The organism is Microbacterium jejuense (assembly GCF_019511665.1).
Lineage (GTDB): Bacteria > Actinomycetota > Actinomycetes > Actinomycetales > Microbacteriaceae > Microbacterium > Microbacterium jejuense_A.
On record NZ_JAEUAW010000003.1, the window covers coordinates 233,946 to 253,143 of the forward strand.

Here is a 19,198-nt window from a genome sequence, read left to right on the forward strand (position 1 = left end):
CTCATGATTTCCTTTCCGGCGTCAGCCGAGTCCGAGTCGCAGCATGAAGATCCCCGGGAAGACCGCGAAGAGCACGCTCAGCGGGAGGATCAGGAAGACCAGGGGGAAGAGCATGTAGATCTCCTTGCGCCCCGCCCGTTCGATGAGCGTGCGCTTCGCGTCCTCGCGGGCGTCGAGGGCCTGCGCCTGCAGCACATGCGCGAGCGGCGCTCCGCGGTCGATGGCCGCGACGAGCTGGTCGACGGAGCGCGTGAGCGCGGGGATCTCCAGGCCCGCCGCCAGCCGGGTGAGTGACTCCGACAGGGGCGAGCCCGTGCCGACGGCGACGACGACACCGCGCAGCTCGGTCGTGAGCTCCCCCGCCCCCACCTCGCTGACGCGCCGCAGCGAGTCGAGGATGCCCTCGCCGGCCGACAGGCAGAGCGAGAGGAACTCCAGCACCGTCGGCAGCTCCTCTTCGATGCGCGCCGCCCGCCCACGGGCGGCGCGCGAGAGCCACGCGTCGTACCCGAGCGCGCCCGCCACGGCCGCGACGGGCGGCAGCAGCCCGAGCGCCGGCGAGCCCCTCCCCACCAGCACCAGTGCGACCACGGCCACGCCGCCGAGTGCGAGCCCGGCGATCGCCCACGCGAGCTGGCGCACGCGGAAGCGCGTCGCGTCGATCGTCCAGCCGGCGCGATGCAGGCGCTGCACCAGGGCGGCGTCACCGCCTGCCAGCCGCATCAGTCGCAGCCGCAGCATCGGCGCCCACGCACGGGCGATCGGGCTCGTCGCGCCGGGGAGGTCGAGACCGCGCGCATCGGTGACATCGCGGATGTACGGGGCGATGCGCCGCGCGAGGCTCGGCGCTCCCCAGCGGGGCACGAGCGACGCGAGAAGGCAGACGCCGATCCCGAACGCGGTGCCGAGCACGACCGCGTACGCGAGATCGGTGGTCGTGAAGGCGATCACCCGAACCACCTCCGCGGCTGCGGCAGACGGCCCAGGCGCAGCATCAGACGGTAGGCGACGAACGAGACGGCGGCACCGACGACGATGAGGGCGATGCCCGTGGGACTCGCATAGGCGCGCGCGCCTTCGGGGCGCATCGCCAGAAGCGCGAGGATCACCCACGGCGCCACGACGCCGAGCACGGCGGCGCCCCGGATCCACGACTGCCGGGACTCCACCTCCGCACGCAGTGCCGCGTCGGCGCGCACCGACGACGCGAGCGCACGGAGAACGGCCGTCAGCTCGGTGCCGCCCACCTGGCGGGCCATGCGGAGCGTCTCGACGATGCGGTCGGCGACCGGATCGGCGAGATTGGCCTTGAGCCGAAGGATGCTGGAATCGAAATGGCCGGAGGCCGCCATGTCGCGAGCGAAGGCCGAGAACGCGGCGCGCAGCTCGCCGGGGGCGGACTCTGCCAGGCTCGACACCGCGTCCGGCAGCGACATGCCCGCGCGCACCGACGCGATCAGCAGGTCGCACACGTCCGGCCACAGGCCGCGGCGGATGCGCATCAGCCGCGTGCAGCGGGCGCGCAGCCACGCGAACGGTACGACTGCTCCCGCTGCCGCGGCGACCGCCGAGAGGGCCGGCACCGGGGCGATGAGCCACGCGAGCGCGGCACACACCACGGCACATGCGGCGTCAAGGATGACGAGCGAGGTGGGAGACATGCGCGCCATGCCGGCGTCTTCCAGCAGGCGAGCCAGACGTCCGCGACGAACGGGCGCCTGCGCAGCATCTCGGCCGGCGGGCCAGAGCCATGGCGAGAGCATGAGCAGCACCCCCGCGGCGAGGACCGCGCCCCACACGAAGGTCATGCTGCACCGGCCCGGTACAGGGTCCGCGCCACGACGGCGCCGCCCTCGACCCCGGTGGGGGCCACGATCTCGACAACTCGGCGAGCCCCCGACGCGTCGCGCTCGCAGTGCGCGACGAGGTCTACGGATGCCGCCACCGCAGGCAGCACGAACGCCGAGTCGATGTTGCGCCCGGCCAGGAGCGGCAGCGCCGCGAGCTTGCCGAGTGCCTCCCGAGCGGAGTTGGCGTGGATGGTGGCCGCACCGGGAACGCCGGTGTTGAGGGCGAGCAGCAGGTCGAGGGCCTCGGCGTCGCGGACCTCTCCGACGACCAGCCGGTCGGGGCGCATGCGCAGGGCCTCCTTGACGAGCCGCCGCAGGGTCACCTCGCCGGTCCCCTCCAAGCTCGGCTGCCGGCCCTGGAGGGAGACGATGTCGGGCGCCCCGACCGCCAGCTCGAACGTCTCTTCCACCGTCACGATGCGATGCTCATCGGGGCACGCCGCGATCAGCGCTCCGAGCAGCGTGGTCTTCCCCGCGTGCGTCGCTCCCGAGACGAGCACGGACCGCCCAGCGACCATGGCGTCGCGCAGCAGACCCGCTGCAGCGGGATCGAGCGATCCGGCTGCCACGAGTCGACCGAGGTCGCGGAAGGCCGGGAGGAACTTGCGGATGTTCACCGCCCAGTGCCGGCGGGTGATGAACCATCGCGTGTTGCACGAAACGCAACTGTCGACGATCAAATTGCTCGACTTTGATCCGCGCGCGGCTGCACCACTTCGACTGTAGAGGGTGTATTTCGGGTTGTTCCAGGCGCACGTTGACTTGCGACTGCGTGTAACCGTACTTTGTTGCATGTTATGCAACATTCGGATAGTTCTGGTGGAGTGCTGCGACTGATCTCGGCGACGTCGAATGTCGCGCTTGCGAAACCCGAGGAGGCGGTGCTCGATGCCATGATCGAGGGGTGGTCGGCCCAGCAGCGCAGTCGAGGCCTTCGCGAGGACATGGTTCGCTCCCGCCGGAAGCTAGTGACTCGACTGTGTGAACACTCCGGTCATGCGCCGTGGGAATGGACCCCAGCCGACGTGGAGTCGTTCACCGTCGATCTAGCCGCAGCCGGAAGACATCTGTCGACGCTCCGCGGGTATCACGGGTCGATCAGGATGTTCTGCGAGTACTTGATCAGCCCGCATTATGACTGGGTAGAGATCTGCGAGGCTCAATTCGGCACGGTCCCCTCGCAGGTTTGCTTGCCGTGGAACACGATCGCGCACCGTTTCGCTTTCGAGGGCGACGGGAGTCGGCGCCCTCTGACGTATGACGAGGTGGAGACCTTGTTCAACACGGCTGATGCGCGGGTGGATGACTTGGTGGCTTCGGGTCGCAAGGGCGCCCTTTCGGCCCTTCGGGATGCGCAACTGCTAAAGACTGTGTACGCGTTCGGGTTGCGGCGCACGGAGGCAGTCAGTTTAGATCTGGCTGACTTGCACCACAGCTCGATGCGATCGTGGGGTCGGTATGGCGCGCTCTATGTGCGGTGGGGTAAGGCTGCAGGGGGCGGAGCGCCGAAGCGGCGCACCGTGCTGTTGGTCCCGGAGTTCGACTGGTGGGTGCCAGGAATGCAGCAGTGGGTTGAAGAGGCCCGCCCACGGTTCGCCGGTCGCGATCTACCCGGCATCTGGGTAACAGAGCGGCGAACCCGCGTTTCCCCGGGTTACCTCGATCGCCGTTTCTCCGACCTGCGGGACGCGGCGGGACTTGACCGCAAACTCACTCTGCATAGCCTTCGCCATTCCTTCGCGACGCATCTGCTCGAGTTCGGCTACGCCGAACGCTTCGTACAGGAGCAATTGGGGCACGAACACGCCTCGACGACCTCGATCTACGCCTCCGTGAGCTCCGACTATAAGAACCGCCTGCTGGCGCACGCCTTGAAAAATCTGCTGGAAAGTGAGGGACCCCAATGATCGAAATCGAAACCACTTGGAATCTGCGGGCGGTGATGGCGACACGCGGGATCTTCCAGACCACCAAGCTCGGCCCTCTCCTGGCCGAGCGTGGCGTCGAACTTTCACGTGAGCAGATATTCCGGCTAGTGACCGCGACACCGTCACGGGTCAGCCTCCACGTGCTAGCGGCGCTGACCGACGCACTGGACTGCTCGATGGACGACCTCGTCACCGTTACGCGCCGCGAGATCGCCGTGCGCAAGGCGGTCGGCGAAGCCGAACCGAGTCAAGGTATCGGAGATCTCCGCCCCATTCGCGCTAACATCCGACGCCCCCGCGAACAGTGATCTCGGTGAGCGGATCGCCCACCGAACTTGAAGAGGATGCCGCCGGCCTCGCTTCGCTGATCAGAACCGTCCAAGGCACGACGCACCAAGTGCCAGCCGCCGACATCGCACGGATCGTGTTGCAGGTCACCCCGAACCGTAAGACTCGACGGCTTCTGCAACTCGCGCTCGAGCAACGACCGCGGCTGCTCATCGGCGGTTTCACAGATGTGCCCGTAACCGTACAGGCCCTGTGCCACGCCCTTGCGGAGGCCGGCGCGGGCGAGGTGGTGCTGCCCACGTGCGAGGGTTGCGGTCGCGCCGTGTCGAAGATGCCTCACAAAGCCCCGGGTGGCGGGCGACATTGCTCTCGCTGCGAACGCAACCACCGATCGACACCGTGCACCCGATGTGGTCACGTCCGACCCATCCAACGTTCCATCGCCGGTGAGACGCTCTGCCGGAACTGCTGGTGGTCCGACCCGCGCTCGTTCGGTATCTGCTCCAGGTGCGAACAGACCGCGACTCTGATGAGTCGCCGGCCCGCCCCTGTCTGCGTGCGCTGCTACCGGGCGCCACACAAGAGATGCTCACTGTGCGACCAGGACGGACCTGTCGCCACACATCTTGACGGGAACCGGGTCTGCACACGGTGCTACTTCCGGATGCGCCGCCCGCGCCCATGCCCTGACTGCGGCGAACGACGAATGCTGACGAATCCGCGCGGCGATTCAATGGTCTGCGCGCAATGCGCCGGGGAACCGGTCACCTTGGAATGTCCCGGCTGCGGCTCCGTGTCTCACAGCCGTGCGCATCGCCTCTGCGATCGCTGCCGGCACCCTGCGACGGTTCGCCGCCTTCTCACCAATTCCGATGGTCAGGTTCCCGATGCCCTCCAGCCGCTCGAGGCGTATCTGCTCGCCCACCCGGGGGCAGCCAACTCCTTCGACCGATGGGCGCTGAAAAGCGATGCGGCCCGAGCGATCCGCCACCTCGTGTCGGGGTTGCTGCCACTGGAGGCCCGCGCGATCATCGACGACCTTTCCACACCACAGAGCGCCGGGTTTCTGTTGTCGTTGCTTGTGGCCGCGGGTTTGCTGCCTGAACTCGATGTGCACCAGGCTCGATTCGACCGGTGGCTGGAACTGTGGCTGGCCGCTATCGACAGTCCCCAGGACCGGCTCATCCTGCAGCGGTATCACTCGTGGGGCACCAACCCGATTCTTCGCCGCCCGGTCGCCCGCCCTACCTCTTCACAGCACCGGGTGAACCGACACCGGGTGCGTCTGCGTGAGTGCGCGACGCTACTGGCGCACATCCGGAGCAGCGGGCACACCCTCGCCACATTTCCGCAACGCGAACTGGACCATTACCTGACCGGATCAGCGAGCCAGGCCGACGCGCTCTCGCATTTCACCCGGTGGCTGCGGCAGAACCGGCTCAGCCATCTCACGGTGCATCCGCGGCGACACACCACGGCAGTGGCCGGGATGGATCCCGCCGAGCGATGGCGGGTTGCGCGCCGATTCTTGAAGGACGACACGATTCCGTCGATGGATCGTGTCAGTGGACTGCTCACGCTGCTATACGGCATGCAGTCCACCCGCATCGCGGCACTCGAACGATCGGACGTGCAAGTGTCCGGTGATCGGGTCACCCTCACCATCGCCGCTGATGCGATTGAGCTTCCCGAGCCATTGGGCCGTGCGATCGTCGACCAGTTGCAGGCATCTGCAGCCAGATCGGACCGGTGGCTGTTCCCCGGCCGCAACCCGGGCGCCCCGATCACCGCAGGGGCGATCACCCGACGGCTCCGGCTCCACGGTGTGAGCCTCGCGGACGCGAGGGCGACGGCGCTGATCGAGCTCGCGCAGCACATGCACCCTCGGGTGATCTCCGACCTGCTCGGCCTGTCGAGCACCGCAGCCACCCGATGGTGGCGACTCGCCGGGAGCGGCTGGGCGACGTATCCCACCCTCCGCTGAACACGGTGCGCGGTCGCCGCGCAGCGAGGCCAGAAGCTCCTGGCGAGTCGACATCGACGCGGCCCACTATCGCACCCTGGTCGCCGCAACGGGATGGTCCGTGTCCTGGCGTATCTCGCTCCGGAGCTCGGGCTCGACGAGAGAGGCACACCCCGCCGTCCGCACCCGCTGCCGGAGGGGTGAACCGACTACCTCGAGGACAGCTGGGATGCGTGGAGCCTGAGCTTCCACCGGCTGCGTCCCATCGATGAACCGATGACACCGTCACAGATCGGCGTGATCCTCGCAGATCTGTGCCGCCTCATGAACGCCTGGCTGCAATCGATCGGGGTGAACTCGGGCGTCACCGATGAAGACCGCGAATACATCTCCTGGGAGAAGGACCGCTACTGATCGGCATAGGCCACCATGCCGCCTCCGACTGTCAGCGGCGTTGTCACCGACTGCGGAGATCCGGGGCGGAGTCTGGAATCAGGCTGTCGAGGGGAACCTCGAGTACTTGCGACAACGCGAGCAAAGAACGCAGCGTGGGGTTCGCGGCAGTCCCGGGGCGAGACTCGCCCTTCTCATACTTCTGATACGTGTATCGGGTGAGGCCAGCGCGGTATGCGACGGCTTCCTGGCTCAGCCCGATCGCCAGCCGGCGGCGCCGCAGCGCGGTGGCGATGCGCTGAACATACGCACCCCACTCGGCCTCGATGTCGTCGCTGCGCCGTCCCACCCTCCCAGCGTTGCGATCGTTGTCACCACCGATGGCCTAGTCCGTATGGCATAATTCGTGAGGCCATACGAAACAATCATCGTCTCGGCGGACTGGTCCGCGTCTCCTGCACGTGTGCTGCCGTTCGCGATGACAGCCGGTCCCATCGTGCAACCGGCTCGCGAACAGGACCGGGATTGCGTAGGTGGCCGGTGGCGGCTGAACCATTTCCGATCTGGTGGCGCGGCATCACCGCTCCCCCGCCGTCGGCATGGCAAATCATGTTCTCGGAGTTCACGGGAGAGGACACGGCAGACGAATGGGCGCTGGCTGCCGCGGTGTTCATCGCCCAAACACGTCGGCGCACATCTCACGGGCCGACTTTCGCTGAGCTTTTCACCCATCTCCTCCCTGATACTGACGGCATCCCGGGGCCTTTTCCGGACGGCCTCAATCATCACGAGCGGCGCCGCGCTGTCACCGGCTTCCGGGGGCACGTCGCCATTGAGTGGCGCCGTCGCGGCATGATCAGTTGGGATAAGGACGTCACCCGCAGTCTTCGCGTGGGCCGCGAGTTTCGGTCGCGGTCGCGACGACGTCAACAGGACGGCGGCGCATCGCCCCGACACCCAGCCAGCGTCAATAGCGACACCCCTCACCGGACGGGCTCCCGCCGGGGCTTCGCGCAAGCAGAACCAGTGACAGGAGAGGCCGCGCCGCGGCTTCGGGCGATCGTTGACCGGTTCGCTCCCGGCTGGCCGGAATTGATCGATGTCGGCCCGGGATGGTTCTCGCTGCTGGTCCGACTGGACGAACGCTTGGGATCGATGGCTCCCGGTTACGTGCTCTATCAGTGCAAGGCGAAGTTCGGTGTCCTTCGCTACTACGCCTCGGCCACCGGTGATGGATCGCCTGAGCCGGAACCGTTCGATGAGGCAATCGCTGCCGCTGAGGCAGAAAGTGCCCGAATGTGTGAGTTGTGCGGTGCACCCGCCGGGCAGTACGTGATCGACCTGTGGGTGTACACGTTCTGTGCTCGGCACGCGGCTGAGAAGAATGCGGAGGCCGCTTCCCGTCGGCAAGCTTCGGCGTAGACACCCGCCGGCCACTCAGCGCAGCAGGTCGCCGATAGGTTTGCGTGCCGCGGCGACCCGGTAGACGATGCCGAGCGCGTGGCCGATGTGCCACTGTTCGGGTTCCAGCGCGCCGACGAGCAGCTCGAGCAGTCCCCCAGTCACGGGATCGTTGATGGTCTCGACGAACGCTCCATCCCACGGGACGAGGCGGGTGGGGTTGGCGATGCCAACCTCCCCGCCGCCGTAGTCGGCGACGCGCACGTCATCGACCTCGGTCAGCACGGGTTCCAGGGCCGTCGCGGCAGCGGTGGGATCGGGCATCTCCGGCAGTCTCGCGCGCAGCGCCGGGCCGATCTCGACCGGCCCCACCGGGGTACCGCTGGCTTCGGGGAGACGCATCGAGGCGCCGGGAACGAACATGTCCAGCTGTGCAAGCGCGAGCAGCAGGCGCGCCGCCACGGCCGCGCGGGGTGCGCCGGCCAGCCCAAGCATGAGCGCGTTGCGCACGTGCATCCGCAACGCGTCGTCGGCGCCGGCCGCCGCGGCGAGACCTGCCGCGACGGTGTGCACCTCCGCCGGGAACGGGCCGGTGATGGCCCGCAGTGCGACATCGGTCAGTCGGCGCTGCCATTTCGGTGTCTGCGTGGCTAGGCCGTCGTCCAGCAATGCTGCGGCCAGTTCGGGGCCGACCGGGCTGAGCCAGCCTGGCCACGGCGAAGTGTGGTCGACGGACTCGACGATGTCGACCACCATGTCGCGTTGGTGATCGGCGCCTTCGGCGAAGACCCCACCAGCGACGAAAACCCAGGTGTTACGCCAGTGCGGGCTCGGCGCCGCGAGCGTCAGCCGCTCTCGCAGGACATCGTCGGGCGCCTTCTGCAGCGCCCGGCCAGCCATGAGTTCCTGGAGGCTGCGGATCTCGAACGCGACGCTATCGTCCTCAGCGGGGACCAGCAGCACTAGCCGCTCTGTGGTGGCCTGCATGACTCGGTCGGCAATCCGGTCACGTTTCGGACCAGCGGGGTGACCGAGCACCGTCAGCCGGTCCTCCAGCAAGGCGCGCAGGCCTGCCATCGGCAGCACTGCTCGCGCGTCGTTGGAGGACTCACTCTGTATCTGCAGTTCCAAACCCGCCGCTTCATGCAGGTCGACGATCACCTTCTGCTCTTGGGACAGCAGCGGAGCGAGAGTGGTGTTCTTCGCTGACTCGCGCTCATAAATGGTGTCGAAGTAGCGGGAGAACAGCTGGAATCGGTCGGCGGGCAGCACCCCGGCGCGTTCAAGGAGGATCGTCATTATCAGCACCTGCAGCGGTGTCTTCATCAGACGCAGCATCGCGGGCAGCTTCGTCTGCTTCTCAAACGTGGCGATCAGCTGGTCGCGGCGGTCGAGGTCATCGAACAGCCGCCGGTTGGTCACCAGCCGGCCATAGTCGATGGCTTCTTCGCCGTCGAGGTAGGCAAGGTCCAGTTGCTGAAAGTGGGTCGGCATCAATCGTTCCGTGTACCCGGTGGGTCGGGTGGTGACCACCACGAGCAGATCAGCGTCCTCCAGCTCCGCCTTCTCCACGAACTGGGTGATCTCGTCGAGCACCCGGGGCCGCACCTCCGGAGCCGTCACCTCATCGAGGCCGTCAAGAATCACCACGCATGGCCAGTACCGCAGCCAGTTCTGAAGTGTCGCTGGTTTGATGTCCAATCCGGCCCGATCGGTGATCCGGTCGCTGATCCACCGCAGCAGGCTGATCCCCCCATCCGGTCCGACCGCGTCAGCGAAGTCGGCGAGGTTCACCCGCATCGGCCACCGCCGTCCGCGTGGTGGGGCCACCCCCATCCTTGCCAGCGCCGCGTCGGTACCGTCGATGACCTCACGGTCGGTGGCGGTCAGCGGCTCGTCGGCGGCGAACCGGGACCGGATCGCCTGGGTGAGGAACTTGGTCACTGTGCTCTTGCCGCTGCCCGCCTGCCCAGTCAGCACCACATGACGCCGGAACCCGTCCTTGACCACGGACGGTTTGAGGACCATGTCCGACCGCTGCAGCACCTCTTTCAGGACGGACAATGGTTGATCAGTGGCCGACCGAGTCTCCCGCATCGGGTTGTCCACCCGCAGATCGATGAAGATGTTCTCGACCGATTCCCGGGTGGTACCGCCGGCCTCACGGAAGCTCACCCATCGCTCGGTGGTCAATGTGTTCGTGGCGTGCGCGGTCAGTACGGGAGCGAACTGCTCCGGGTCGAGCAGGCCGCCCAGTTGACCAAGCCGGGAGAGGACGTCGCCGACGGTGAGGAGTCCCTTGAACGCCAGCCGGATGCTGTCGTTCACGGTCAGCCACGCGTTCAGCTGGTCACGATGCCACACCCGCCCCTCCCGCAGGCCTCGCGCGAAGAGGGTATTCGACTTCACACCATTCCACGGTTCGTGGAGCCGAGACTTGATGTGCGCGGCGATAGCGTCGATCCCCGAACCGGGGACGCTGGACAAACGCACATTGGTAACGAAGATCAGATACCGAGGGAACTCGCCGCGCCGACTCGAGTCCTTCATCCACGACTCCAGCTCGGCGTCGACCTGCTTGATCAGCCAGCTCAGGTTCTGACCAGGCTTATGCGAGGGATGTTCCGACTGCTTCGCCTGGATCACGACATACCCGTTCCACGCGCCCTCGTCGGCCGGGTCCGTCTTCGACCAGTCCACGCGGCCGCGGAACGTCGCCTCTCGGCCACCGTCCGGCCCCGACCCGAATGCCTCCACACCCGACCCGAGGACCTTGGATGCGACCGCGACGGTCAGCTGCTCGAACGCACGAGGACTGAGCTCTTCCAGCGGATAGTCCTGCGCCACCAAAAGCCTCCCGTCGACGCCGCCGCCCATCCTTGCAGACAACCTCACCCGCAAACCGCCACCGCGCTGAGCGGTCCTCCACGGCAACGACACATCGGGGACGGCCGACACCTTTGGCACACCGAACGGGCTACGTGGTGGCGCTCGCCCGCCGCCAAGCCACATGGGGGCTCAGGCGCTCGGCGTCTGTGATGGTGCTGTCGTGTTCGGTGTCCGGCAGCGAATCGAAAAGCGCCCGATGAGCCGACCACTGTGCGGCGTAGAAATTGCGGAAAATGAACCGGACAAACTGCGCCGGCGTCATCGGTGACTCGCACGCGATCCGACAGCTGGCGACGTTCAACGTCAGGTGCGCCGCCGGGTGCTCGTCGGCGGCGGAACCCGGATCGTAGTCGAACCTCACCGTGCTCTGCATGGTGACCTCGTCGTGAGAGCCGACCGCGTGCACATCGAGCACGTCGGACAGCGCCTCACTGAGCAGCATGTCTCGATCCACCCGGTACGGGCACGGCACGTAGGCGAGCCGGTGCGCGGCGATTGCCCCGTCGCTGACCGTGTACCGCAATTGCAGCAACGCCCCGTCCGGAAGCAACGCCGAGTACTCGCCCGCTTCCGCCCACCGCCGGTACGTGCGCACCGTGGGGTAATCGGCGAAATCCACGAACCGTGCCAGAGGTGTCGGCGACTTCCAAGTCACCACGTCCCCGTCGACAGCGACCGGGTTCGGGATGAGGACCAGCTCCGCCTCGAACAGGACGTCGAGCATCTCGCGGATAGTTCTCCCCAGCGAGTTAGAGGTCGTCATCGGGGATGCTCAACTGGTTGAGCTGCCGGACGAGCTTCGGGGGCAACTGCTCGGCCGTGATCTCGTTGCGCTCCAGCGCCCCGGCGAGTTCCTCCAACGTCATCAACCCACGCGCTGCCGCATTGTCGGGCTGCAGGTCCGCGTTCACCCGACGCATCTCCGCCAGCTCAGCGGCGCTCGGGATGGTGAAACGCAGCTTGAAGTCCGCCTGCTGCACCTGCGTGACCTCCCCCGCGATGCCCGCCATCGCTGGCCCCCACCCACAGACCCGCACCCACCCCTTGCTGCGGGTGATGGCGGTGAAGATCGTGTTTCGTCGGCTGACCTCGCTGAACGGCGCGCCGGCATACTGCGAATCCACTACATACACCATCGGCGCTTCATTGCCTTTGGCACGGAAGATGTGCGCGACGGCGATGGAGCCGCGGATGAACACCTCGTCGGTGCTGTTGTTCACACCGACGAGGTGGCTGGGCAGCCCCTTCTCTTCGAACGTGCGCGCCAGCCGGACGTACCGGCGTTTGGAGGTGTAGGCGCTGGGCAGTACGACCAGAATGTCATCGTGTTCGAGCTCGCCATCGGTGACGTCGCGGATGATCTGCTCCGCAACCCACTCGTCCTGCGCCTGCTCGTCCTTGAAGTCGCCGCGCAACACCACGGCGTCGGCACTGTCCATCCGCTCCAGGAAGTACTTCGGTGAGCTGTCGGCGGAGCGTTCCAACTCCACCCACGACCCGAGGGTCAACGCGCCCGCATCCAGCCGGTACCCGATGTCTTCCCACAGTTGAGGGTCGTCGAAGTGCTGCACCAGCCCACCGCTCCGGTACACGCCGAAACCGATGGCATGCGCCGTGGCCAACGCCCACGGCGTGTTGCGATAGCAGACCGGCAACACGATGTCGCGGCGCGGCTCATCGTCCCGGTTTTGGATGTTCACCACTGGCTCACCGGTCGGTGTCCGACCGAACAGCTCCGCGACATTGGCCATCTCGGTCTCGTCAAGCTTCTGCAACTCGTCGTACGCCCACACCACCCGCTTCGGGTCCTTGGTGAACAGGTGAACGAGCTGAAAGAACGCCGGCGGCAGATCCTGGGCCTCATCGATCAGGACAGCATCGAACAGCGGGGGGATGTCCTCGCGTTGCCGGGCGATCTCCAACAGCTCCTGGCAGGCACCCTCGAACGCGTCCTCCCGGCCGAACTTCTGTTCCGCAGAACGGAAGTTGTGCGGCTGCACACCCAACGCGTCCGCCAACCGGGTGTAAACGCCGTCGCGTCCCCGGGAACCCCAGGCGTGCATGATCGACAGCCGTTCCGGGTCGGGCAGGTCATCCATGTGCGCGAAGGAGAACCGCTTCACAAGGTCCTCGAACTGCTGGTAAAGCGCACGGGAGGAGAACGTGACGACGATATTCCACGATTCGTTCTGCGCGTGCAGCAACGCCGCCTTCAACGCCAGCACGATCGTCTTCCCGGAACCCGCCAGCCCACGGATCCGCTGCGGGCCGTCGGGCGTTTCGATAGCCGCCTTCTTCTGCCAGAAGTCCAGGTTGGCGATGCCACGTTCGATGACCTTCATCGTCGCGCCGCGGCTGGTGTCGCTCTTCACATCCACACGTCGCTTCGCAGGGCGAATGGTGGTCACCCGCTGCAGTGCAGCCTCGAGACTTCGGTACAGGTCTGCATCCAGCGGCGGCCGGGAAGCGACCAGGTCAGGCAACTGCTCAAACGTCGCAAAGGTTGCTGCGGTGCTAATCGGGGAAGGCCCGAGGTCTGCGCTCAGTAGAGTGATCGTGCCAATATCCACCGCGAACTGGCGCCCCTGACGCAACGACTCGTGCCGGGACAGGTTACTTTCGAGGGTGTTGTAGATCGAGTCCTGCTCGGAACTCAGCACCAGCCAGTCGTCCACCGTCGCCGGCAGGACGTCGGCGAAACGGAACGCGATCAGACCGTGGGACTGCGACACCAGCAGTGCGTCTATCTCGACACGATCGTCCGCGGTCGCGAGCACCGGGTAGCCCAGGTAGATGGTCCCGTCTTCCACCAATGAAGCGGCCACATCCGCTAGGTGAAGAGCCGCCGCCCGGTTGTCGGGTTGACCGTGAACCACTTCCAGTGCCATGAGACCCCTTCGTCGACAGATCGAGCCCAAATCTATCCCGCCGTGGGCCAGCGACGACGCCCGCGCGGGGCTAGTCCTGAGCGCGCCCCACACTGCCGCGCAGGATCAGACGCGCCGAGAAGGATGGCAGCGTCGATGCGCCGGCCGGGTTCATGGCGAGTTCAGCCGCGCATTTGCCCATGTCGTAATCGGGTTGCGCGATGACAGTGAGCGGCGGATCCACAAGACGTGCCCAAGACAAGTCGTCGTACATGGCCAGAGAGACCTCACCGGGAATCCGAAGTCCCCGGGATCGAACGACATCCAGCATGGTCTCGGCGATCTGGCTATCGGAGGCAATGAGCGCTGTAGGTGGATTGGGACCGTCGAGGAGGGAATGGTAGGCCGCGGCTATGGCATCCCGGTCGCGCTCCGGGAACCTGACCAGATCAACAGGCGGCGCAATCCCGGCTTCGCTAAACGGGGTGAACAGCCCTTCGACCTTGTCCTGAATGATCGATGCGGGCAGTTCGGCGCCGATGCTGTAAGCGGCCTGGGGCATCGCCAGCGACGACACGAATCCGATGCGTCGGTGTCCCAAGTCGAGCAGGCGCCGGGTCAACTCAGAACTGGCCTGCCGCATGTCGGCTTCGATGACCGGCGCGTCCAAGCCCGGCACCCTGCGCTCCCAAAGCACCAGCGGCGTGCCTACCGCCGTGATCCGCTGCAAATGCTCGACATCCCGCCGGTCGGCTGCGGACACGATGAGTCCGTCGACCTGCTTGCCGAGAAGCAGGCGAATCGCTTTGCGTTCCTCGCTGACCTCGAATCCGGATCCGGCGAACAGCACGGCCAGACCTTGGAGGCGTGCCGCGTCGACCATCCCCTGGAAGGCGACCGGCCACACCGGGTTGGTGATGCCTCGTGCCACGATCCCAAGGGAGCCCGAACGCCCAGTGTTCATCGTCTGCGCGGCAGCGTTTGGGTGATACCCCAGCTGGTTCGCAGCTGCTAGCACCCGACGCTTCGTCTCCTCGTTTATCCGCCCGTAACCACCAAGCGCCCGTGTCGCCGTCGCTTTGGAGACCCCTGCGAGCGTGGCCACGTCTGCCGCGGTAGGCGGCTTGGTCGGCACCGAAGAGGCCATCTTGACTCCAAGAAATCGGTTGGGCGCTTGCATTAACGCAATCGAAACAATACAGTCCTAGTCTAGTGCGAGTCCGGACTCACACGCAGCGTTGCGAGTCCGGACTCTCAAATGGTCCACAAGACCCGAGAGCACCATTTGAAGTTCCTTCCCTCACCGCCGAGCTCGAAAGAAGCACATCATGAAAATGCGTCACATCGCCGTACCCATCACCGTCGCCCTGATGGGCGCGCTGACCCTCGCTGGCTGCAGTTCCCAGTCTTCCAACGGATCGACGCCGCAACCGACCGGGGCTCCGACCGCCGCTGGCCTCGCTGACGACATCCCCACCGAAGAGATCACCACCACGGTGAATGAGGATCTCGCCGCGCAACTCCCGGCAGACTTCGGTGACACACTCACCGTCGCGATCGACCTCAGCAGCCCGCCGGCGCGGTTCATCGACGAAGCCGGCGACCCTGTGGGTTTCAACGTCGACTTCACGAACCTGCTGACGGAGAAGCTCGGTCTCGAGCCGAAGATCGAGAACGTCCCGCTCGCTCAGATCGTGCCGGGCCTCGCGGCGCAGCGATACGACATCGCGGTCAACAACCTTTCCCGCAACCCGGAGCGGGAAGCGCAGCTGGACATGGTCGAGTACATGCAGGGAAGCGGCGGTATCGCTATTCCCGCCGACAACCCGAACGACGTCACGGAGAAGACCACGAGCCTGTGTGCCCTGCACATCGGTGTGCTGTCGGGCTCTTACCAGGAGAGCAACACGATTCCCGCGATCAACGAGGAGTGCGAGGCCGAAGGCCTCGACCCCGTGACCTTCACCGCATACGGCACCAACAACGAAGCGATCCTCGCGCTCGGGTCCGGTCGCGTGGAGGCGTGGATCGGAAACGGCACCGTTGCGGCATATGCGGCCGCCCGCAACCCGGAGGTGTTCAAGTCGCTGACCCTGGAGAACACCTGGAGCCACGACAACCTGGGCCTGCCGAAGGGCTCGGAGCTGACCGAAGTTGTCGCCGAGGCGTTCCAGGAGCTGATGGACGAAGGCACCTACGCGCAGGTGCTGGAGAAGTGGGGCATCGAAAACTACGCCCTGGATCAGACCAGTCTGACGCAGACCGACGTCGTCCAGCAGTAACCGCGTTCGCTGCTCGCATCCGACCCCGGACTAGAGGTAAGACCAATGACCACTCTTCTCACACGCGGCCCGACGAAGCCGTTCATTCCCCGCAGACAGTACGTGTTCTACGTGCTGGTGACGATCGTCGCCGTGCTGTTGCTGCTGAGCCTGCTGACCAACGCCAACTACCAGTGGGATGTGGTCGCGCAGTACCTGTTCGCCCCCTCGATCCTCGAGGGACTGTGGGTGACCATCTGGATCACCTTCGTCTGCATGGCGATCTCCGTGGTGCTGGGTCTGATCCTCGCGTTCATGGGTCTGGCGCGCAGCGCCTACGTCCGTGGCGCCGCAGAGGTGTACATCGTCTTCTTCCGAGGTACACCTCTGCTGGTGCAGCTGATCTTCTGGTACAACATCTCCGCGCTATACCCGGACTTCAGCATCGGCATTCCGTTCGGCCCGCAGTTCGCCACACTCGACCTGAACAGCATCATCACCCCGATGATCGCCGCGATCATGGGCCTTTCTTTGAACGAGGCCGCGTACATGTCGGAGATCTTCCGCGGGGGGCTGAACGGCCTGCCCAAGGGGCAGATCGAGGCCGCCGACGCGCTCGGCCTGAGCGCCGGGACCAAGGTGCGACGGGTGATCCTGCCGCAACTGTTGCCGGTGGTCATCCCGCCCACCTGGAACCAGCTGATCGGCATGCTCAAGAACACCGCCTTGATCAGTGTTATCGGCGCGAGCGAACTGCTTTACAGCGCCCAGGCGATCTATGCCCGCACGTACCAGACCATTCCGCTGCTCATCGTGGTCAGCCTTTGGTACTTGGCGGTGTCCATCGCGCTCACCATCATCCAGCGAATGATCGAGAAGGCGGTCAAGAAATGAACCGGCCCACCGCAGAGGGCACCGTCTCTCTCGACAAGGTCATCAAGCGTTTCGGCGACAACACCGTCCTCGACGGTGTCAGCCTCGACATCGCCAAGGGCGAGGTCGTCGCCATCATCGGCCCCAGCGGGTCCGGCAAGTCCACCCTGCTGCGCTGCATCAACGCGCTGGAGAAGATCGACGGCGGCTCCATCCTGGTCAACGGCGAAGAGATCGGCCGGCGCGCCACCCCGGGAGGCCGGTACGAGTACGCCGAACTGACCCCGCAGCAGCTGGCGCGACAGCGGGCACACATCGGCATGGTGTTCCAGTCGTTCAACCTGTTCCCGTCCATGACGGTGCTGGAGAACGTCACCGTCGGCCCCCGCACCGTGCAGGGCGTCCCCGCCGCCCAGGCCCGGGCAAACGGAATGGCGCGATTGGAGGAGGTAGCGATGGCGAAATTCGCCGACCGCTACCCGCGGACACTCTCCGGCGGCCAGCAGCAGCGCGTCGCCATCGCACGCGCTCTGGCGATGGAACCCAGCGTGATGCTGTTCGACGAACCGACCAGCGCACTGGACCCGGAGCTCGTCGGCGAAGTGATCAAGGTTCTCAAAGACCTTGCCACCCGCGGCTTCACCATGATCGTCGTCACCCACGAGATGGGCTTCGCCCGCGACGTGTGCGACCGGGTCATCTTCATGGAAGGTGGCGAGATCGTCGAAAGCGGTGAAGCGCACGCCGTCTTCTCCTCCCCCACCAACGTGCGCACGCAGCAATTCCTGGAAAGAGTTCTCGAACGATGAAATCCTTCGATCTGGTCGTCGTCGGCCTCGGCAGCATCGGCTCCCAGGTGCTGCGACACCTGGCCGAGAAGCAGGCCGGAAGCGTGCTGGGCATCGAGCAGTTCAGCCCCGCCTACACGCGCACCGCAGTCGGCGGCGACACCCGGCTGTTCCGCTTCGCTCTACCGGAGGGGCCGCAGTACCACCGCATCATCGACGAGTCGCTCATTCAGTGGAACGCCCTGAACGAGCGCACCGGTCGGAGCATCTACGAACAGACCGGCTGCCTCTACATCGGACCGGAGCAGCACGGTTACATGCGCGAACTCATCGACAGCATCGGCGAAACCGGCGCCACAGCCGAACGACTCAGCGAAAGCGACGCGCGGGAACGCTACCCGCAGCACCGGCTTATGGAAGACGACATTGTGATCTACGACCCCCTCGGCGGGTTCGTGCGCACCGACGCCGCCGTACAGTCCTCTGTCGCCCTCGCCGTCGAGGCAGGGGCCAAGGTCATCAAACACGACCCGGTCCGCAAGATCACCCGCTCCCGCTCTGGCGGATTCGTCGTCAGCACGGCCACATCGGTGTTCGCTGCCGGCGACGTCATCATCGCCGGAGGCAGCTGGAGCGGCAGTTTGCTGTCCGAAGAGCTCCGCTCCTTCACAGAGCCGCGGCGGACCGCCCTGATGTGGTTCGGTCTGTCCGATCCGGCCGCCTACACTCCCGAGCGGTTCCCCGTGTTCAAGCGAGTCACTCCCGGCATCGACATCTACGGCGCGCCGGCGACGGACGGCACCATGATCAAGGTCGCCCTAGCCGAGGCCCTGACCGCCGACTCACCCGACCAGATCGAACAGTCTCTCGCTCCTGACGAAGCGATCCGGATCACCCGAGCGGTCGCGAGCGGATTCACCTCCGTCATCCCCGACGTCGTCCGCTCCGACGCATTCCCCGAGCTCTACACCTCCGACTACCAGCCGCTGATCGGCCGCGACCCCGGCACCGGGGCGTACCTGGCGACCGGGTTCTCCGGGAAGGGATTCAAGATGTCAGCCGGCATCGGAAAGCTCGTCGCCGACGCCGTCACTGGAGCGGACGATGAGGCACTGAGGTTCGCCGATCCGGGGCGATTCCTCGCCTCGTAGAAACACCCTTCGTTCTGCCGCGCTGCAGCCCCGCGCGACTCGACACCCATCCAGCCGGTGCTCCACGAGCTCGGCTCCCCACCAGCCCTGCCCACCCACAAAACAAGGAGAACCACCATGGGTCGCCAGATCGTCCGCACCGCAAGCCGGTACGAGGTGAGCGAAAGCTTCGTTCGCGCCCTCACCATCGATGACTGGGTGTTCGTGTCGAACACCTCCGGCCGCGACTACGACAAGCAGGAGATGTCGGACACCGTCGAGGGCCAGACCAACCAGGCGCTCGACAACATCGCCCGCTCGCTCGAGGCGGTCGGCTCGTCGATCGACGACGTCGTACGTCGCGTGGTCACCATCCCGAACCCCGATCATGCTGCAGAGGTCATGCGCATCGTCGGCGAGCGATTCCGCAACGCCTCCTCCACGAACACGGTGATCTGTAGCCCCCTGGGTGGCAAGGAGTACATCGTCGAGATCGAGGTCACCGCCTACCGCGGCATCAGCAAGGCCGAAACGGAGACCATCACCATCTGACCCGTGAGTGGGCGG

18 protein-coding genes are annotated in these 19,198 nt (G+C 66.0%); 10 read left to right on the forward strand and 8 right to left on the reverse strand.

What is annotated here, in order from left to right:
• Positions 1-21 precede the first annotated feature (21 nt).
• From JNB62_RS04980 to JNB62_RS04990, 3 genes are read right to left on the reverse strand one after another with little or no spacing between them, the layout of a single operon-like run.
• Positions 22-951, reverse strand: coding sequence for a type II secretion system F family protein (locus JNB62_RS04980; protein WP_220299753.1), 930 nt, complete (start codon positions 949-951; stop codon positions 22-24).
• Entirely contained in the window at positions 948-1,808 is an 861-nt protein-coding gene (locus tag JNB62_RS04985; RefSeq protein ID WP_220299754.1) for a type II secretion system F family protein, read from the reverse strand. Before JNB62_RS04985 ends, JNB62_RS04980 begins: the two co-directional genes overlap by 4 nt.
• Complete coding sequence (locus JNB62_RS04990) at positions 1,805-2,467, reverse strand: CpaF family protein (RefSeq protein ID WP_374450334.1); 663 nt, start codon at positions 2,465-2,467, stop codon at positions 1,805-1,807. Before JNB62_RS04990 ends, JNB62_RS04985 begins: the two co-directional genes overlap by 4 nt.
• 207 nt (positions 2,468-2,674) lie before the next feature.
• Here JNB62_RS04990 and JNB62_RS04995 point away from each other — a divergent pair, with 207 nt between their 5' ends.
• From JNB62_RS04995 to JNB62_RS05010, 4 genes are all read left to right on the forward strand, one after another.
• Positions 2,675-3,757: a tyrosine-type recombinase/integrase gene (locus JNB62_RS04995; protein WP_308291728.1), complete on the forward strand. Its 1,083-nt coding sequence runs from the start codon at positions 2,675-2,677 to the stop codon at positions 3,755-3,757.
• A complete protein-coding gene (locus JNB62_RS05000) occupies positions 3,754-4,086 on the forward strand; it encodes a helix-turn-helix domain-containing protein (RefSeq protein WP_220299756.1) in 333 nt (110 codons plus the stop codon). The genes JNB62_RS04995 and JNB62_RS05000 overlap by 4 nt, the downstream gene beginning before the upstream one ends.
• A gap of 686 nt (positions 4,087-4,772) precedes the next feature.
• Positions 4,773-6,050, forward strand: coding sequence for a hypothetical protein (locus JNB62_RS05005; protein WP_220299757.1), 1,278 nt, complete (start codon positions 4,773-4,775; stop codon positions 6,048-6,050).
• Between the two features lie 255 nt (positions 6,051-6,305).
• Entirely contained in the window at positions 6,306-6,443 is a 138-nt protein-coding gene (locus tag JNB62_RS05010) for a hypothetical protein (protein WP_220299758.1), read from the forward strand.
• A 43-nt stretch (positions 6,444-6,486) separates the two neighbouring features.
• On the opposite strand, the gene JNB62_RS05015 is transcribed toward JNB62_RS05010, so the two are convergent.
• Positions 6,487-6,771: a helix-turn-helix domain-containing protein gene (locus tag JNB62_RS05015; RefSeq protein WP_308291729.1), complete on the reverse strand. Its 285-nt coding sequence runs from the start codon at positions 6,769-6,771 to the stop codon at positions 6,487-6,489.
• 191 nt (positions 6,772-6,962) lie between these two features.
• Between JNB62_RS05015 and JNB62_RS05020 the strand changes: the two genes are divergently transcribed.
• Positions 6,963-7,844, forward strand: coding sequence for a hypothetical protein (locus JNB62_RS05020; RefSeq protein WP_220299759.1), 882 nt, complete (start codon positions 6,963-6,965; stop codon positions 7,842-7,844).
• Positions 7,845-7,859: 15 nt separating this feature from the next.
• On the opposite strand, the gene JNB62_RS05025 is transcribed toward JNB62_RS05020, so the two are convergent.
• From JNB62_RS05025 to JNB62_RS05040, 4 genes are all read right to left on the reverse strand, one after another.
• Entirely contained in the window at positions 7,860-10,700 is a 2,841-nt protein-coding gene (locus tag JNB62_RS05025) for an NACHT domain-containing protein (RefSeq protein WP_220299760.1), read from the reverse strand.
• 100 nt (positions 10,701-10,800) lie between these two features.
• The gene (locus JNB62_RS05030; protein WP_220299761.1) at positions 10,801-11,436 is read right to left on the reverse strand and encodes a DUF2290 domain-containing protein; all 636 of its coding nucleotides are present in this window, start codon (positions 11,434-11,436) and stop codon (positions 10,801-10,803) included.
• Between the two features lie 25 nt (positions 11,437-11,461).
• Positions 11,462-13,600, reverse strand: a complete 2,139-nt coding sequence (locus JNB62_RS05035) for a DEAD/DEAH box helicase (protein WP_220299762.1) — start codon at positions 13,598-13,600, stop codon at positions 11,462-11,464.
• Positions 13,601-13,670: 70 nt separating this feature from the next.
• Positions 13,671-14,726: a LacI family DNA-binding transcriptional regulator gene (locus tag JNB62_RS05040; protein WP_220299763.1), complete on the reverse strand. Its 1,056-nt coding sequence runs from the start codon at positions 14,724-14,726 to the stop codon at positions 13,671-13,673.
• 181 nt (positions 14,727-14,907) lie between these two features.
• Between JNB62_RS05040 and JNB62_RS05045 the strand changes: the two genes are divergently transcribed.
• From JNB62_RS05045 to JNB62_RS05065, 5 genes are read left to right on the forward strand one after another with little or no spacing between them, the layout of a single operon-like run.
• A complete protein-coding gene (locus tag JNB62_RS05045; RefSeq protein WP_220299764.1) occupies positions 14,908-15,861 on the forward strand; it encodes a transporter substrate-binding domain-containing protein in 954 nt (317 codons plus the stop codon).
• A 45-nt stretch (positions 15,862-15,906) separates the two neighbouring features.
• Positions 15,907-16,734, forward strand: coding sequence for an amino acid ABC transporter permease (locus JNB62_RS05050; RefSeq protein ID WP_220299765.1), 828 nt, complete (start codon positions 15,907-15,909; stop codon positions 16,732-16,734).
• The gene (locus tag JNB62_RS05055; RefSeq protein ID WP_220299766.1) at positions 16,731-17,522 is read left to right on the forward strand and encodes an amino acid ABC transporter ATP-binding protein; all 792 of its coding nucleotides are present in this window, start codon (positions 16,731-16,733) and stop codon (positions 17,520-17,522) included. Before JNB62_RS05050 ends, JNB62_RS05055 begins: the two co-directional genes overlap by 4 nt.
• Positions 17,519-18,652: an FAD-dependent oxidoreductase gene (locus JNB62_RS05060; RefSeq protein ID WP_220299767.1), complete on the forward strand. Its 1,134-nt coding sequence runs from the start codon at positions 17,519-17,521 to the stop codon at positions 18,650-18,652. Before JNB62_RS05055 ends, JNB62_RS05060 begins: the two co-directional genes overlap by 4 nt.
• A 57-nt stretch (positions 18,653-18,709) precedes the next feature.
• Positions 18,710-19,183, forward strand: coding sequence for a Rid family hydrolase (locus JNB62_RS05065; protein ID WP_220299768.1), 474 nt, complete (start codon positions 18,710-18,712; stop codon positions 19,181-19,183).
• Positions 19,184-19,198 lie beyond the last annotated feature (15 nt).